A 16,693-nucleotide genomic window follows, 5' to 3' on the forward strand; every position below is an offset into this window, starting at 1 on the left:
CGGGCAAGCCTTGCTCCCACAGCTCGCTCCCACAGTTGAGCTGTCATGCACAGTCTCGCAAAATTTCAAAAGGGACAAACAACAAGGGGGCGAATCTTCATCCGCCCCCTGCGTGTCCGCTTATTCCTGCGGTTCTTCTTCGTCTGCGGCAGCGTCGAGCGATTGATCGTCGCCGGCCATGTCGTCGACATCGGCACCCAGGGTACCGTCGAACGCCACGTCGTCCTCGCCTTCCAGCTCCTCGCCTTCGACTTCCGACGGCTCCTGCACCCGCTCAAGCCCCACCAGCGTTTCATCGCTGGCCAGCTTGATCAGCGTCACGCCCTGGGTATTACGGCCCAGGCTCGACACTTCGTCGACCCGCGTACGTACCAGGGTGCCCTGGTCGGAGATCAGCATGATCTCTTCGCCATCGAGCACTTGGACTGCACCGACCAGACGGCCGTTACGCTCGTTGCTGACCATGGCGATCACGCCCTGGCCGCCACGCTTGTACTCGGGGAATTCGCTGATGGCGGTACGCTTGCCATAACCACGCGCCGAAGCGGTGAGGATCTGGCTGCCCTCTTCGGGGATCAGCATGGAAATCAGCTTCTGACCTTCCGGCAGGCGCATGCCGCGCACACCGCGGGCGGTACGGCCCATGGCGCGAACGTCGGATTCCTTGAAGCGGGTAACCTTGCCACCGTCGGAGAACAGCATGACCTCACGCTCGCCATCGGTGATGGCGGCGGAAATCAACACGTCGCCTTCGTCCAGCTCCAGGGCAATCAGGCCCACGCTGCGCTGGCGACTGAAGGACTCCAGCGGGGTCTTCTTGACGGTGCCGTTGGCGGTCGCCATGAAGATGTAGTGGCCTTCGGTGTATTCCTCCACCGGCAACATGGTGGTGATGTACTCACCGTCGTCCAGTGGCAGCAGGTTGACCAGCGGACGACCACGGGCGGCGCGAGACGCTTCGGGAATTTCGTAGGTCTTGAGCCAGTACACCTTGCCCTTGCTGGAGAACAGCAACAGCGTGGTGTGGCTGTTGGCAACCAGCAGGTGAGCAATGTAGTCCTCATCCTTGACGCCAGTCGCCGACTTGCCTTTGCCACCGCGACGCTGGGCCTGGTAGGCGGCCAGCGGCTGGGTCTTGGCATAGCCACCGTGGGAAATGGTCACCACGCGGTCTTCTTCCGGGATCATGTCACCCAGGGTCAGGTCCAGGCGCGCATCGAGGATCTCGGTGCGGCGCACGTCGCCGTATTCGGCGCGGATCACTTCCAGTTCTTCGCGGATCACTTCCATCAGGCGCGTGGCGCTGTTGAGGATGCGGATCAGCTCGCCGATCTGGTTGAGGATCTCCTGGTACTCGGCCAGCAGCTTCTCATGCTCCAGGCCGGTCAAGCGGTGCAGGCGCAGTTCCAGGATGGCTTGCGCCTGTTCCGGGGACAGGAAGTACTTGCCGTCGCGCAGGCCGTATTGCGGGTCGAGGTTCTCCGGACGGCAGGAGTCGGCGCCAGCGCGCTCGACCATGGTCATCACCGCACTGGACTCCCAAGGCGTGCTGACCAGCGCTTCCTTGGCTTCCGACGGCGTCGGTGAAGCCTTGATCAGGGCAATGACCGGGTCGATGTTCGACAAGGCCACAGCCTGGCCTTCCAGGATGTGACCACGCTCACGGGCCTTGCGCAGTTCGAACACGGTACGGCGGGTAACCACTTCGCGACGGTGACGCACGAAGGCTTCCAGCAGGTCCTTGAGGTTCAGGATCCGCGGACGGCCATCGATCAACGCAACGATGTTGATACCGAACACGCTTTGCAGTTGGGTTTGAGCGTAGAGGTTGTTGAGGATCACCTCAGGCACTTCGCCGCGACGCAGCTCGATCACGACGCGCATGCCGTCCTTGTCGGACTCGTCCCGCAGCTCGGTGATGCCTTCGAGCTTCTTCTCCTTGACCAGCTCGGCGATCTTCTCGATCAGACGGGCCTTGTTCAGCTGGTACGGGAGTTCGGTGATGACGATCTGCTGGCGGCCACCGACCTTGTCGATGTCTTCGACCGTCGAGCGAGCGCGCATATAAATGCGGCCGCGACCGGTGCGATAGGCCTCGATGATACCGGCACGACCGTTGATGATCGCGGCGGTGGGGAAGTCCGGACCGGGGATGTATTGCATCAGCTCATCGACGGTCAGCTCGGGGTTGTCGATGAGGGCCAGGCAGCCGTCGATGACTTCACCGAGGTTGTGCGGCGGGATGTTGGTTGCCATGCCCACGGCAATGCCGCTGGAACCGTTGACCAGCAGGTTCGGGATACGGGTCGGCATGACCGCCGGGATCATTTCGGTGCCGTCGTAGTTCGGCACCCAGTCCACGGTTTCCTTGTGCAGGTCGGCCAGCAGCTCGTGGGCGAGCTTGGTCATGCGCACTTCGGTGTATCGCATGGCCGCAGCGTTGTCGCCGTCCACGGAGCCGAAGTTGCCCTGGCCGTCTACCAGCAGGTAGCGCAGGGAAAATGGCTGCGCCATCCGGACGATGGTGTCGTACACCGCAGTGTCACCGTGAGGGTGATACTTACCGATCACGTCACCGACGACACGGGCGGATTTCTTGTACGGCTTGTTGAAGTCGTTGCCCAGCTCGCTCATCGCGAACAACACGCGCCGGTGCACGGGCTTCAAGCCATCGCGCGCATCCGGCAGCGCCCGCCCGACGATTACGCTCATTGCGTAGTCGAGGTAGGACTGTTTCAGCTCGTCTTCGATATTGACCGGGAGGATTTCTTTGGCCAGTTCGCCCATGAGAAGCCTGATTCCTTTTTCTGGTGAAACCTCGTCACATCCAGACGGGACGAACGAAGCTCGCCGCTACAGGACAAGTGCCGTGCAGCGACTTACGACAAATCAACGAGTTATGCCATGGATCTGCGCAGTAAAGACCGCTTCGTGAAGCGACCTTGGAAACCGCCGGATGTTATCACAAGAGCCGCCACGCACCTATCCCCCAGATGCGCATGGAGCATAGTTAGTTGACCGGTGACAGGCTGGAATGGGACGAGAGGGGCTTAGAAGCACTGCGACTGGAGAAATTGCACTCAAATGCAAGGAGATCTGCAGGTTTCAAGGACCTCATCGCGAGCAGGCTCGCTCCCACAGGAGTGTTTTGTATGCCCGGGGTTCCTGACACACCGCAATTCCATGTGGGAGCGAGCCTGCTCGCGAAGGCAATGCACCTGACAAAACCGTCTTAATGCAGCCGCTTGCGGCACATCAATTGCGCCATCTTCGCGGTATCCGGGCGCTCGACGATACCCTTCTCCGTGACGATGGCATCGATCAGGTCGGCCGGCGTGACGTCGAACACCGGGTTGAACGCCTCCACATCCGCGCCAACCCGCTTGCCGCCGACTTCCAGCAGTTCGCGCCCGTCGCGTTCTTCGATCGGGATGTCTTCGCCACTGGCCAGGTTCATGTCGATCGTCGAACTCGGTGCCACCACCATGAAGCGCACGCCGTGGTGCATGGCGCAGACCGCCAGTTGATAGGTACCGATCTTGTTCGCCACGTCACCGTTGGCGGTGATGCGGTCGGCGCCGACGATCACCCAGGTCACGCCCTTGGTCTTCATGATATGGGCAGCGGCGGAATCGGCGTTGAGGGTCACCGGGATGCCCTCATTGGCCAACTCCCAGGCCGTGAGGCGCGAGCCCTGCAGCCATGGACGGGTTTCGTCGGCGTAGACACGCTCGACCATCCCCTCGATGAATGCGCCGCGGATCACCCCCAGGGCCGTGCCGAAGCCGCCGGTGGCCAGGGCACCGGTGTTGCAATGGGTCAGGATGGCCTGGGCATTGCCCTGATGCTTGCGGATCAGGTCGACGCCGAGCTGGGCCATGGTCAGATTGGCTTCACGATCACTTTCGTGAATGGCGACAGCCTCGGCCTCAAGGGCGGCCAGCGGCTCGGCATGCTCCTTCAAGCGCGCCAACCGGTCGCGCATCCGATCCAAGGCCCAGAACAGGTTCACCGCCGTCGGCCGGGATTCGGCCAACAAGGTGAAATCCGCCTCCAGCGCCGTTTGCCAATCACCGCCCTCGGCCACCCTCGCCCGCGCGGCCAGCACCACACCGTAAGCCGCACTGATCCCGATGGCCGGCGCGCCGCGCACCACCATCGCACGAATGGCCTCGGCCACGCCGGCCGCACTGGTGTAGGCGATCCAGTTTTCCTCGAACGGCAAAACACGCTGATCCAGCAGGTACAGGGCGCCATCCCGCCAATCGATGGCCTTCACCTTCTCCGCAGCCAACAGTTGATCGCGCATCCTACACTCCGCACTCTTGAACAAAGCCGCCGATTATAGCGATCCCAGCGTGATGACGCTCGGGTATACTTCGCCATCCTTTATAACCCATGGAACCGATCCACGATGCCCAAGCCAGCCGTTGCGCTCGACTTACTATTGCTGCCGACCTGGTTGGTGCCTGTCGAACCCGCCGGTGTGGTACTCAAGGATCACGGTCTGGGCATCCGCAACGGTTGCATCGTGTTCATCGGCCCACGGGCCGAAGCCCTGAAATGTGAGGCTGCCGAGGTCCGCGAGTTGCCGGGCATGTTGCTCAGCCCGGGCCTGATCAATGCCCACGGGCATGCGGCGATGACACTGTTCCGCGGTCTGGCCGACGACTTGCCCCTGATGACCTGGCTTGAACAGCATATCTGGCCGGCCGAGGGCAAATGGGTCGATGAAGACTTCGTGCGCGACGGCACCGACCTGGCGATCGCCGAGCAGATCAAGGGTGGCATCACCTGTTTTTCTGACATGTATTTCTATCCCAAGGTTGCCAGCGAGCGCGTCCATAACAGCGGCATCCGTGCGCAAATCGCCATTCCGATCCTCGATTTCCCGATTCCCGGGGCCGCCAGTGCCGACGACGCCATTCGTCAGGGCATCGAATTGTTTGGCGATCTCAAGCACCATCCACGGATCAAAGTCGCATTCGGTCCGCATGCACCCTACACCGTGGGCGACGAGAACCTGGAGAAAATCCGTGTGATTGCCGAAGAGCTGGACGCGGCCATTCATATGCATGTTCACGAAACCGCCTTCGAAGTGCAGCAGGCTGTGGATAACACCGCTGAGCGACCAATGGCTCGCCTGGGGCGGCTTGGCCTGTTGGGGCCGCGTTTCCAAGCGGTGCACATGACTCAGATCAGCGATGAAGACCTGGCCTTGCTGGTAGAAAGCAATTGCAGTGTGATCCATTGCCCGGAATCGAACCTGAAGCTGGCCAGTGGCTTCTGCCCGGTGGAGCGCTTGTGGCAGGCCGGCGTCAATGTGGCGGTCGGCACCGACGGCGCGGCGAGCAACAACGACCTGGACCTGCTGGGGGAAACCCGCACCGCAGCCCTGTTGGCCAAGGCCGTCGCCGGTTCAGCGACGGCCCTGGATGCCCATCGGGCGTTGCGCATGGCCACGCTCAATGGCGCCCGGGCCCTGGGCATCGAGGCCACCGTTGGTTCGCTGGAAGTCGGCAAGGCCGCCGACCTGGTGGCCTTCGATCTGTCGGGACTGGCCCAGCAACCGATCTACGACCCGGTGTCGCAGCTGATCTATGCCACCGGCCGCGATTGCGTGAAACACCTGTGGGTGGCCGGCAAGCCGTTGCTTGAGGACGGCCGGCTGACCCGCCTGGACGAACCGCAACTGACCGCCACGGCCCAGGCCTGGGGTCGCCGCATCAGCGGTCACGACGAATAACCCTGCCTCTTGAGCCACGGCTCGGGGCAACTGATTTTTTCAAGTTTTTCGAGGATCTGCACATGAGCAACGTCGACCACGCCGAAATCGCCAAGTTCGAAGCCTTGGCTCACCGCTGGTGGGACCGCGAAAGCGAATTCAAGCCGCTGCACGATATCAACCCGCTGCGGGTCAACTGGATCGACGAGCGGGTCAACCTGGCCGGCAAGAAGGTGCTCGACGTCGGCTGTGGCGGCGGCATTCTCAGCGAAGCCATGGCCCAGCGCGGGGCAACCGTGATGGGCATCGACATGGGCGAGGCGCCGCTGGCTGTGGCGCAGTTGCACCAACTGGAGTCCGGCGTCAACGTAGAGTACCGGCAGATCACCGCAGAGGCCCTGGCCGAGGAAATGCCGGCTCAGTTCGACGTGGTCACCTGCCTGGAAATGCTCGAACATGTGCCGGACCCGTCCTCGGTCATCCGCGCCTGCTTCCGCATGGTCAAGCCCGGCGGCCAGGTGTTCTTTTCCACGATCAACCGCAACCCGAAGGCGTACCTGTTCGCCATCATCGGTGCGGAATACATCATGAAGCTGCTGCCCCGTGGCACCCACGACTTCAAGAAGTTCATCCGTCCTTCCGAGCTGGGCGCCTGGAGCCGCATGGCCGGGCTGACCGTCAAGGACATCATCGGCCTGACCTACAATCCGCTGACCAAGCACTACAAGCTGGCCGCCGACGTTGACGTCAACTACATGATCCAGACCCTGCGCGAGGAGTAAGTCGATGCGTCTCAAAGCGGTTCTCTTCGACATGGACGGCACGCTGCTCGACACCGCGCCGGACTTCATCGCCATCTGCCAGGCCATGCGCGCCGACCGTGGCTTGCCACCGATGAACACGCAGCACATTCGTGACGAAATCTCCGGTGGCGCCCGTGCGATGGTCGCGGTGACCTTTTCCATGGACCCCGAATCACCGGGCTTCGAGGACCTGCGCCAGGAATTCCTCGACCGCTACCTCAAGGGGTGCGCTGTCCATAGCCACCTGTTCGACGGCATGGCCGAAGTACTGGCCGACATTGAAGCCGCCAACCTGATCTGGGGGGTGGTCACCAACAAACCGGTGCGCTTCGCCGAGCCCATCATGCAGCAACTGGGCCTGGCCGAGCGCTCGAAGGTGCTGATCTGCCCGGATCACGTGACCAACAGCAAACCGGATCCGGAACCACTGATCCTGGCGTGCAAGCTGCTCGACCTGGACCCGGCCAGCGTGCTGTTCGTGGGCGACGACCTGCGGGACATCGAGTCCGGGCGCAGCGCCGGCACCAAGACCTGCGCAGTGACCTACGGCTATATCCACCCGGACGACAACCCCAAGCACTGGGGCGCGGACGTGGTGATCGATCACCCGTTGGCGTTGCGCGAAGTGCTGGATAACGCGTTGTGCAGTTGCTGAACTGACTACTTCGTGTGGCAAGACAATAAGTAGATTTTTTGTGGCAAGGGGATTATCCCCGCCGAGGTGCGAAGCGCCTCCAAGAGATGTCAGTCACTGCGGTGTATCAAGTAATACGCAAGGGGTCGCTTCGCGACCCAGCGGGGATGAATCCCCTCGCCACAATACAACCCGTCGCCACACCGTGCATCACCACGCATCGTTATGTTTCATGAGGTTTTTATGTTTGATTATTCCGCCCGCCCCGACCTGCTCGACGGCCGGGTCATCCTGGTCACCGGTGCCGGTCGTGGCATCGGCGCGGCTGCCGCCAAGGCCTACGCCGCCCACGGCGCTACCGTGCTACTGCTGGGCAAGACCGAAGCCAACCTGACCCAGGTCTATGATGAAATCGAAGCGGCCGGCCATCCACAGCCGGCGGTGATTCCCTTCAACCTCGAAACCGCCCTGCCCCATCAATACGACGAACTGGCAGCCATGATCGAAACCGAGTTCGGTCACTTGGACGGCCTGTTGCACAACGCCTCGATCATCGGCCCGCGCACGCCGCTGGAACAACTGTCCGGCGAGAACTTCATGCGGGTGATGCACGTGAACGTCAATGCCATGTTCATGCTCACCAGCACCTTGCTCCCCCTGCTCAAGCTGTCCACGGACGCGTCCGTGGTGTTCACCTCCAGCAGCGTCGGTCGCAAGGGTCGAGCGTACTGGGGCGCTTATGGCGTGTCCAAGTTTGCCACCGAGGGGTTGATGCAGACCCTGGCCGACGAAGTCGATACCGTCGCGCCGGTGCGCGCCAACAGCATCAACCCCGGCGCAACCCGTACCAGCATGCGCGCCCAGGCCTATCCGGGGGAAAATCCGCTCAACAATCCGACACCGGAAGAGATCATGCCGGTCTATCTGTACCTGATGGGGCCGGACAGCAAGGGCGTCAACGGTCAGGCGTTCAACGCACAGTAAAGACTCATCCTCACGTCGCGGCGGTTTACCGTCGCGATGCGCCCCCGCTTCAACGCCGAGCCAGGCGAACCGCCAAACCCATGTCGCGCAAAAATCGGCGCGCCAGGGGCGCTTGATTTCACCTCATTGATTTTCAATGGGTTTTTCAAAAGTGAACGCACTGGCACGACTTTCGCTCTAACCCTTCTAAACACGCCATGTCCGGCGGGTAGCGGAGGTTGATACGAGGCCTGCGTCAGCCAAGGAAAGCAGACTAGACTCAAATCAATGTCCTACGGGACTTAAGGGCCAGTACGACACGCAGCCCACAGCCACCTCACCCGGCGCCAGGATAGATTCTGCTTAGGGGCTCACGCCAAATGAAAACGCCCATCCAGACCAACGCGATTGATTTCGACAGCGCCAAACTGCAGCGCCTGGGCCTCGGTCAACCGTCGCCGCTCGTCGCACGCGCCGTCAGCCTGTCGCAATTGCGTCAGCAACTGAGTCAGCAATTGCCGACCAGCCTGGAACCTCAGCGGATTCTGGGCCTGTTTTTCCGTGAAGTTCAACGACTGGTGCCCCTGGATGCGCTGGCCTATCAGCACAAGCCCAGCGATCTGCGGCTGGAGTTCGGTCAACGCGGGCATCATCTGCTCAGCTACAACCTCAGCCATGAAGGCGAACAGCTGGGCGAATTGGTGTTCCGCCGCAATCAGCGCTTTAGCGACGCGGAACAGAGCGACCTCGAATCAGTGCTGTCGACCCTGTTGTTTCCGCTGCGTAACGCCCTGCTCTACCGCGCCGCCACCCAGAGCGCCCTGCGCGATCCGTTGACCGGAACCGGCAACCGCATTGCCATGGACCAGGTCATGGAGCGGGAAATCGACATGGCCAGGCGTCATATGCAGCCGTTGTCGCTGCTGATGCTCGACATCGACCACTTCAAGCGTATCAACGATACCTACGGCCATGGCGCCGGTGATGAGGTGCTCAAGGCCGTTGCCGAGTCGATCAAGGATCAACTGCGCAATGTGGACATGGTCTTCAGGTTCGGCGGCGAGGAGTTTCTGATCCTGCTTTCCAACACCAGTCGGGAGGCCGCAGCCACGATTGGCGAGCGACTGCGGTATGCCGCCCAGTTGCAGGATTATTTCGCGGCAGGTGTCAGGATTGAGCTGACGGTCAGCCTCGGCTGCGCGACGCTGCTGCCGGGTGAGTCCATGGAAAGCCTGCTGCGCCGGGTCGACAGCGCGTTGTATGTGGCCAAGCGCGAAGGTCGGAATCGGTTGGCGATGGCGGGTTGATTGAAAACAGGCGAGTCAGGCTGGGTGCAGGAGCCGCTCGCGAAGGGTCGGTGGCAGGCTCGATACTTCTGCAAGCTGGTTCACCGCTATCGCGAGCAGGCTCGCTCCCACAAGGGTTCAAGGTGAGTCTGATTGCATTAAACAAAAATGTGGGAGCAAGCCTGCTCGCGATACGGTCCGATAGCCAACCTCCCCGTTGGCCAGCCAGACCGCTTCGCTAGCGGGCCCGCTCCCACATCGGTCAACTAGGCATCAGCTCCCGGCCAGCGCCAGGCGCTCGCGGTGAGGTGCCAATTTTCCGGCCGTCTCCGACTGTTCCAGTTGCATGCAACGTTCCAGGAACAGGTACATGTAGTCGTAGCTCTTGCACACGGCCTGGCGCAGTTCGTTCTGCAAGGCCTGGCTCGGATTCATGCCCGCCAGCGTGCAGATGATTTCCAGCGCTTCCCATGGGTGGGCGTCGTCGTACTGGGCGTGCATCTTCAGCCATTTCATGGCGCGCTTGCGGTCTTCCTCGGCGAAGGCCGCCGCGTAGATGCCGCTGGAACACACCAGCGCCGACCACTCCCCGGTCGCGCCTTCAATGGCATAGTTGGTCGCTGCGATTGCCACGATCAGCGAGTCCGAAGAGCTGGTATGCCAGCACCAATGACTCAAGGCATGGAGTTCAGGCGCTACCTGCTGCGCCTGGAGGTCCTCCAGCGTCACGCCGTGGGCGGCGCTCCAGTTCACCCAGTAGTCGGCGTGATTGAGTTCGACACGAATGTTACGCATCAGCCAGCGCCGGGCCATATCCTCGCCGGGATGGCGGGCAAAGCGGGTCTTGGTGAGGTTCTGTGCCATGTATAAGGCGAACTGTTCAACGACCGGCCAACCACCGATGAGGTAGTGGCGCATGGTCTTGGCGCTGAGCTTATTGTCGCGCATGCGCTGATACAGCTCGTGTTCGACAACCCGGCGCTTGCTCTCGCCGCAATCGGCGATGAGCTGCTGTGCCCATTGCGGATAGCTTTTGGCGTCCATGAGCGGGCCTGTTCGGTTGAATGTGTCGATCACTGTCGGGCTCCTTTTGATTGTGATTTTTTTCCGGATCAACAAGAGGCTCAGCGGAACGTGCCGGGGGCCTTGAATAACAACGGCTGGGGCCGGGCCGGCCTGCATTGCAACGTGTCACAGGTAAACAACTGCGGGCGCTCGATGACATACCCCTGAGCGTAGTCCACTCCAATCTCCAGCAATGCCTGCTCGATCTGGGCAGTTTCCACAAACTCGGCAATGGTGCGCTTACCCATGACGTGGCCGATGTGGTTGATCACCTCGACCATTGCACGGTTAATCGGGTCGTCCAGCATATCCTTTACGAAACTCCCGTCGATCTTCAGGAAGTCTACAGGTAAATGTTTCAGGTAAGCGAATGAAGACATTCCGGCGCAAAAGTCATCCAGCGAGAAGTAACAACCCAAGCTCTTGAGTTCATTGATAAAGCGAATGGCGCTGCCCAAATTCGAAATAGCGCTGGTCTCTGTAATTTCAAAACAAATCATTTCCGGCGGAATCGAATACGCCGCGAACTGTTTACGCAGGAAGTCGAGGAATGCCTGATCTCCGATAGTCGTGCCTGACAGATTGATCGCACACATGGCCATTGGGCCCTGCCGCGAATCGTTCAGGCACTGGCGGATGATTCTGAAGACATTCTCCACCACCCAACGGTCCAGGGACGTCATCAGGCCATAGCGCTCCGCCGCAGGAATGAAGCTGTCCGGCAGAATCATCCGCCCGGCCTCGTCATGCAAGCGCAACAGGATCTCAATGTGCCCGCCACCATGGTCACCTGGCCCCAGTGCGGCAATTTCCTGGGCATAGAGGCAGAAGCGGTTTTCCTCCAGGGCCATGTGCAAGCGCTGGACCCAGGCCATCTCACCGAAACGCAGGGACAACTCCGAATCGTCGGCATGGTAGACCTGGACTCGGTTGCGGCCCTTCTCCTTGGCCATGTAACAGGCCATGTCGGCGGCGCGCAGGGACGCCTCCAGGGTGGTCGGGTTCTGGGCGATGTGCACCAGGCCAATACTCACGGTGGTGACGAATGGCCGCCCTTTCCAGACAAAGTGCAGATTCTGCACGGTCTGGCGCAGACCTTCAGCGATCTTCTCCGCGGCCTCCGGCGAACAGTTCTCCAGCAAGATACCGAACTCATCGCCGCCCAACCGGGCCAGGGTGTCGTTTTCCCGCAGGCCCGATTGCAGCAACGCGCAGATGTGCCGCAACAATTCGTCACCCGCCGCATGGCCGCAGGTATCGTTGACCAGCTTGAACTGGTCCAGGTCGAGGAACATCAAGGCATGGCGCCCGACCTGGCGCGTCAGGTTATGCAAGGCCTGCTCGAGCCGGTACTCGAATTCCCGGCGGTTCGCCAGGCCGGTCAGCGCATCATGGGTAGCCTGCCACGACAGGTTGGCAATGTACTGGCGCTCCTGGGTCATGTCGTGCAGGACCAGGACGGCGCCGCTGACCTTGCCCGCATGGCGAATCGGCGCCCCCACCAGGGTCACCGACACCGTGCTGCCGTCCAGGCGCTGGATCAGTTTGGAATGTTCGCTGCCACCACCGAGCCGACCGCTGAGAATGTGTTCGATCAGCGTCAGGCCTTCGGTCTGGGCATTGTCGTCGATCAGGTTGAACAGCGCGGCCAAGGGCAGTCCGGTGGCGTGTTCGGCCTTCCAGTGGGTCATCGCCTCGGCAGCGGGATTCATGTAGGCAATGGCGCCTTCGACGTCGGTGGTGATGACCCCGTCGCCGATGGACTGCAAAGTGATCTGCGCCCTCTCCTTCTCCAGTTGCAAGGCATTGGCGAACACCTGTCGCTGAGTCAGCAGTTTGTGGGTACGCAACAAGGCCAGGACAATCAGCCCAAGTGCTGTGGCGAAGTTGGTCACCAGCAACAGGCGCAGGATAAAGCGCGATCCCTCGCCCAGCTCGTCGCTGAAAGCCTTGGCTGCCGGGGTAACGGAGTCGTTGATGGCAAAGATCCGCGCCTTCCAGCCGCGGATATCGGTCTCTGAAGCAGTCCCTTCGGCAATGCTGTCGTGCATCTGCCGGGCAACGTTATCCAGCTCGATCAGATAGCCGTCGCCCACCGTCCAGAGATCGATGGCTTCTTCCAGGTAACTGAAGTGACGGAAATTCAGATAGAGCCAGATCAGGCTGGGCACGTCGTCCGGGTGGTTTCCCCCTTGAAGGATGCCCGCCCGTGCCGCTTCCAGGTCAGGCGGCTGTCGATCCAGCGCCACCCGCAAGTCGTGACCGCCCTCGGGCACGGCAATGGCTTGCTGATATTTACGGAAAATCGATTCGTCGCGGCTGTCGGCATAGAGATTCAGGTAATAAATGGCGTCCTTCTGCCCCTTGGACCAGAGGCTTTCCCCCGCGACATAGCCACGAACGGCTGATAATACGTAGAGACTGACGCCTCCGAGCAATGCCTGAAATAGCACAACGGCAATGAAGGGCCAGACGATGCCCAACAAACGAGGCGTTCCGAGAGTCCGCTTTTGCTTCATGAGGTCCCTTGCACAGGCATTGCCGATGAGCACCCGGGAGAAATCCGCTCCTGATTTCAGAGCCTAGGCCAGTTTTCGATCCTTGGAATGGTTGGATCGAAGGATCTATAGGCTTTGGATGGAAATTCGAATAAATCGGGGCATTTGGCTGATTTTTTTGGATACTAAGCGCAGAAAATCACAGGAAACTCAAGGCTGCTGTATCTGTTGCAAATGACCATAGAGTCGGGCGTACAGGCCGCCCTCGGCAATCAATTGCAAATGGTCGCCGTCTTCAGCGATTCGCCCACCATCGAACACCAATACCCGGTCGGCCTGTTTCACGGCCGACAACCGGTGGGCAATGATCAGCGTGGTGCGTCCACTCAGAAAACGCGCCAGGGCCTGGTGGAGGTTGTACTCGGTGGCGGCGTCCAGTGCGGAGGTCGCTTCGTCAAGGATCACCACCCGCGGCTCGGCCAATACCATGCGGGCAATGGCCAGGCGTTGACGCTGCCCACCGGACAGCCGCACCCCGGAACGTCCAACCACACTCTCCAGCCCCAGGGGCAACGCGCGCACCGTGGTATCGAGCTGGGCAATGGCCAATGCCCGCCAGCAGGCCTCGTCGCTGCAGTCGCGGCCCATGGAGAGGTTGGCCCGCACCGTGTCGTTGAACAAGGCAGGATGCTGCAGCACCACCGCGACATTTTCACGGATGGTTTCCAGGCCGATCTCCTGCTGCGTGGCGCCACCAAACCGGATGCTGCCCGACTGCGGCGTATACAGGCCCAACAACAGCTGCACCAGGGTGCTCTTGCCGCCACCGCTGGCCCCCACGATGGCGACTTTTTCGCCGGGTGAGATGGACAGGTTCAACTGGTCGAGCACCAGTTCCTCGCCATAGCCGAAGCTCAAGCCCTGGATGTCGATGCCCACAGTATCGTGGCCCTTGAACGGGTCGACACCGCCGGTGTACTGAGGTTCGTCGGCCCGGGCCAGGAGTTCGTTGATCCGACTCAACGCACCGCCCGCCGCGTAATAGGCGTATTGCAGGTTCAACAACTGCTCCACCGGACCGATCATGAACCAGAGGTAGCTGAACACCGCCAGCATCTGGCCAATGGACAGGTCGGAAAACAGCACCGTGAGCATCGCCGCAGCACGGAAAATGTCGATGCCGAACTGGAACAGCAAGCCACTGGCGCGGCCCGACGCATCGCTTTTCCACTGGGAATTGACCGCATAATCACGCACCTCCCGGGCGCGCTGACCCAAGCGACCGAGGAAAAAACCCTGACGGTTCCCGGCGCGCACTTCCTGGATCGCGTCCAGGGTTTCGGTCAATGCCTGGGTGAAGCGCGAGGTGCTGTCGTTCTCCAGCTTCTTGAGGTGCTTGACCCGCTTGCCCAACTGCACCGTGGCATAGATCACCAGCGGATTGAACAACAGGATCAGCAGCGCCAGTTTCCAATGCATCCACATCAGGATGCCGGCGGTGCCCACCAGCGTCAGCATCGCCACCAGGAAACGGCTGAGGGTTTCGCCGACGAATTTATCGAGAGTGTCCAGGTCGGTGACCAGGTGCGCGGCCACGGTGCCGCTGCCCAGGCTTTCGTATTCCCCCAGGGAAATACGTTTGAGGCGCTCGATCAGACGGACACGGATGCGATAGACGATGTCTTTGGCGAGCCTGGCAAACAAACGTGCCTGTAACACGTTGAACAGCAACGCGCCGCACCGAAGGGTCAAGGTCGCCAGCAGCATCAAGCCGATATAGCCCGCAGCCGTTTGCCACCCCGTCGGCAAGGCGTGGTTCATCACCTTCAGGGCGGCGTCGCCACGCCCTAGCAGCACTTCATCCACCAACAATGGCAACAGTAAAGGGATCGGCACGCTACAAAGCGTCGCCAGCACCGCCACGCCGTTGGCAATCCACAGGGCTTTCTTGTGTTTGAGGGCCAGGCGACGGATTTCCGCCCAGCTCAATCGATCGACGCGCTGTGGCTCCGAGGTGCCATCCGGCAGGTCAGGCACAGGCCGCACGCTCCAGCCAGCGGCCAAGCAGTGGTGACAGTTGGCTCAGGGGTTGGTAACCGTTGGTGAGCAGGGCCAATTGGCCCTCGCGCTCGGCCAGTAGCGTAGGGAACCCGGCAATGCCGAGATCCTGCACCCACGTGAAATCCGCGGCAGTGGCCGCATGTTGATCGGCACTGTCAAACGCCGCGGCAAACTCGATGCGTGGCAGTCCGGCCTGTTCGGCCAGTTCCACCAGGACGCTGGCATGGGTCACGTCGCGACCCTGCACATAAAAAGCCTGCTGGATCAGTTTGAGCAGCTTCCAGGCCAGGTCCGGCGCCAGGCTCCGGGCCGTCACCACAGCCCGGCAGGCCGGCTCGGTGTCATAAACGAAACCGTCCGGCAACGCGCCCTCCAGCTTGAAGGGCTGGCCGGTGGCCTGGGTGACAGCCTGCCAGTGCTCGAGGATGTAACGCCGGGTAGTGGGCTCCAGGGCCGAACCGCTGCCCGTACGCAACCCGCCCACCACCAGGTGCAGCTCCACGCCCTGGACCCGCGCCTGCTCGACCAATGCTTCGGCCACCGGCGCGAAGCCCCAGCACCAGGAACACATCGGGTCCATGACATACAGCAGACGTGGCGGCATGGTTCAAGCCTCGGAGGATGATTGCTTGTAGTTGTAGCCGATCGGGTGCGGCATGTTGCGAGCCTTGGCCAATTCGATCTGCTTTTGCCGGTCGATCGCACTGCGACGGGTCTTCTCGCTCAGTTTGTCCCAGCAATGCGGGCAGCTGATGCCCGGCACGTAGTGCTCCGAAGCGCGATCTTCCAGGCTCACCGGTGTACGGCACGCATGACATTGATCGTAGTCGCCTTCGCTGAGATCGTGGCGAACGGTCACGCGGTTATCGAACACAAAGCAGTCGCCGCGCCATTTGGTTTCTTCCTGGGGAACCTCTTCGAGGTATTTCAGGATGCCACCCTTGAGGTGGAAAACCTCGTCGAAGCCCTGGCTCAGCATGTAGCTGGAAGCTTTTTCACAGCGGATGCCGCCGGTGCAGAACATCGCGACCTTCTTGTGCCGGGCCGGGTCGAAGTTGGCCTTGATGTAGTCGGGAAACTCGCGAAAGCTGGTGGTCTTGGGATCGATTGCGCCTTCGAATGTCCCGATAGACACTTCGTAGTCGTTACGGGTATCGATCAGCAACACTTCCGGATCGCTGATCAGCGCGTTCCAGTCCTGGGGTTCGACATAGGTGCCGACCTGCTTGTTCGGATCCACGCCTTCGACGCCGAGGGTGACGATTTCTTTCTTGAGCTTGACCTTGGTGCGGTAGAACGGCTGCTCGTCGCAGTACGACTCCTTGTGATCGATATCGATCATCCGCGGGTCGTTCTTGAGCCAGGCCAGCAAGCCGTCGATGCCTTCACGGGTACCGGAGACCGTGCCGTTGATGCCTTCTTCGGCGATCAGCAGAGTGCCTTTGATAGCGTTATCGAGCATCGCCTTGAGCAAGGGCTCACGCAGCTCGACGTAATCTTCCAGGGTGACGAACTTATACAGTGCCGCCACGACAATGGGTTGTGTCATGGGTATTTCTCCAGGTGGCTACCCTCGTAAAGGGTGAACCGGATGCAAAAAAAACGCGCCGGGTAAGCGGCGCGTGCGAATTCTAACAAAAACTCATGGGTTGCAGGAC

General features: G+C 61.0%; 12 protein-coding genes. 5 read left to right on the forward strand and 7 right to left on the reverse strand.

The genetic code is table 11. The features are described 5' to 3' along the window. Positions 1–120: 120 nt before the first annotated feature. On the reverse strand, positions 121–2,787 hold the full coding sequence (gyrA, locus tag FGE05_RS18260; protein WP_024778723.1) for a DNA gyrase subunit A: 2,667 nt from the start codon (positions 2,785–2,787) through the stop codon (positions 121–123). Positions 2,788–3,232: 445 nt separating this feature from the next. Continuing rightward, a complete protein-coding gene (gene mtnA, locus FGE05_RS18265; RefSeq protein WP_139647110.1) occupies positions 3,233–4,309 on the reverse strand; it encodes an S-methyl-5-thioribose-1-phosphate isomerase in 1,077 nt (358 codons plus the stop codon). A 105-nt stretch (positions 4,310–4,414) separates the two neighbouring features. Here mtnA and FGE05_RS18270 point away from each other — a divergent pair, with 105 nt between their 5' ends. From FGE05_RS18270 to FGE05_RS18290, 5 genes are all read left to right on the forward strand, one after another. Next, the gene (locus tag FGE05_RS18270; RefSeq protein WP_139647112.1) at positions 4,415–5,746 is read left to right on the forward strand and encodes a TRZ/ATZ family hydrolase; all 1,332 of its coding nucleotides are present in this window, start codon (positions 4,415–4,417) and stop codon (positions 5,744–5,746) included. A 62-nt stretch (positions 5,747–5,808) separates the two neighbouring features. Then, the gene (gene ubiG / locus FGE05_RS18275; protein WP_139647114.1) at positions 5,809–6,507 is read left to right on the forward strand and encodes a bifunctional 2-polyprenyl-6-hydroxyphenol methylase/3-demethylubiquinol 3-O-methyltransferase UbiG; all 699 of its coding nucleotides are present in this window, start codon (positions 5,809–5,811) and stop codon (positions 6,505–6,507) included. Positions 6,508–6,511: 4 nt separating this feature from the next. Further along, the gene (gene mupP / locus FGE05_RS18280) at positions 6,512–7,183 is read left to right on the forward strand and encodes an N-acetylmuramic acid 6-phosphate phosphatase MupP (RefSeq protein ID WP_139647116.1); all 672 of its coding nucleotides are present in this window, start codon (positions 6,512–6,514) and stop codon (positions 7,181–7,183) included. Between the two features lie 222 nt (positions 7,184–7,405). After that, a complete protein-coding gene (locus tag FGE05_RS18285) occupies positions 7,406–8,146 on the forward strand; it encodes a YciK family oxidoreductase (protein WP_139647118.1) in 741 nt (246 codons plus the stop codon). A gap of 359 nt (positions 8,147–8,505) precedes the next feature. Then, positions 8,506–9,432: a GGDEF domain-containing protein gene (locus tag FGE05_RS18290; protein ID WP_139647120.1), complete on the forward strand. Its 927-nt coding sequence runs from the start codon at positions 8,506–8,508 to the stop codon at positions 9,430–9,432. 252 nt (positions 9,433–9,684) lie between these two features. Here FGE05_RS18290 and FGE05_RS18295 read toward each other — a convergent pair whose 3' ends face one another. The 5 genes from FGE05_RS18295 to FGE05_RS18315 form a co-directional block, all read right to left on the reverse strand. Then, a complete protein-coding gene (locus tag FGE05_RS18295; protein ID WP_217505877.1) occupies positions 9,685–10,455 on the reverse strand; it encodes a TenA family transcriptional regulator in 771 nt (256 codons plus the stop codon). A gap of 80 nt (positions 10,456–10,535) precedes the next feature. After that, positions 10,536–12,995 carry an EAL domain-containing protein gene (locus FGE05_RS18300; protein WP_139647124.1) on the reverse strand — a complete coding sequence of 820 codons (2,460 nt, stop codon included), beginning with the start codon at positions 12,993–12,995 and terminating at the stop codon, positions 10,536–10,538. A gap of 189 nt (positions 12,996–13,184) precedes the next feature. Continuing rightward, complete coding sequence (locus FGE05_RS18305) at positions 13,185–15,011, reverse strand: ABC transporter ATP-binding protein (RefSeq protein WP_139647126.1); 1,827 nt, start codon at positions 15,009–15,011, stop codon at positions 13,185–13,187. Further along, positions 15,004–15,639 carry a DsbA family protein gene (locus FGE05_RS18310; RefSeq protein WP_139647128.1) on the reverse strand — a complete coding sequence of 212 codons (636 nt, stop codon included), beginning with the start codon at positions 15,637–15,639 and terminating at the stop codon, positions 15,004–15,006. Before FGE05_RS18310 ends, FGE05_RS18305 begins: the two co-directional genes overlap by 8 nt. Before the next feature lie 3 nt (positions 15,640–15,642). Beyond that, positions 15,643–16,584, reverse strand: a complete 942-nt coding sequence (locus FGE05_RS18315) for a rhodanese-related sulfurtransferase (protein ID WP_139647130.1) — start codon at positions 16,582–16,584, stop codon at positions 15,643–15,645. Positions 16,585–16,693: the final 109 nt, after the last annotated feature.

This window comes from Pseudomonas sp. ICMP22404 (assembly GCF_006227205.1).
In the GTDB taxonomy this organism is placed as follows: Bacteria; Pseudomonadota; Gammaproteobacteria; order Pseudomonadales; family Pseudomonadaceae; genus Aquipseudomonas.

What these genes read in the sequence shown, in the direction of transcription:
- gyrA (WP_024778723.1), bottom strand. Translation starts at nt 2,787, where the DNA reads ATGGGCGAACTGGCCAAAGAAATCCTCCCGGTCAATATCGAAGACGAG.
- mtnA (WP_139647110.1), bottom strand. Translation starts at nt 4,309, where the DNA reads ATGCGCGATCAACTGTTGGCTGCGGAGAAGGTGAAGGCCATCGATTGG.
- FGE05_RS18270 (WP_139647112.1), top strand. Translation starts at nt 4,415, where the DNA reads ATGCCCAAGCCAGCCGTTGCGCTCGACTTACTATTGCTGCCGACCTGG.
- ubiG (WP_139647114.1), top strand. Translation starts at nt 5,809, where the DNA reads ATGAGCAACGTCGACCACGCCGAAATCGCCAAGTTCGAAGCCTTGGCT.
- mupP (WP_139647116.1), top strand. Translation starts at nt 6,512, where the DNA reads ATGCGTCTCAAAGCGGTTCTCTTCGACATGGACGGCACGCTGCTCGAC.
- FGE05_RS18285 (WP_139647118.1), top strand. Translation starts at nt 7,406, where the DNA reads ATGTTTGATTATTCCGCCCGCCCCGACCTGCTCGACGGCCGGGTCATC.
- FGE05_RS18290 (WP_139647120.1), top strand. Translation starts at nt 8,506, where the DNA reads ATGAAAACGCCCATCCAGACCAACGCGATTGATTTCGACAGCGCCAAA.
- FGE05_RS18295 (WP_217505877.1), bottom strand. Translation starts at nt 10,455, where the DNA reads ATGGACGCCAAAAGCTATCCGCAATGGGCACAGCAGCTCATCGCCGAT.
- FGE05_RS18300 (WP_139647124.1), bottom strand. Translation starts at nt 12,995, where the DNA reads ATGAAGCAAAAGCGGACTCTCGGAACGCCTCGTTTGTTGGGCATCGTC.
- FGE05_RS18310 (WP_139647128.1), bottom strand. Translation starts at nt 15,639, where the DNA reads ATGCCGCCACGTCTGCTGTATGTCATGGACCCGATGTGTTCCTGGTGC.
- FGE05_RS18315 (WP_139647130.1), bottom strand. Translation starts at nt 16,584, where the DNA reads ATGACACAACCCATTGTCGTGGCGGCACTGTATAAGTTCGTCACCCTG.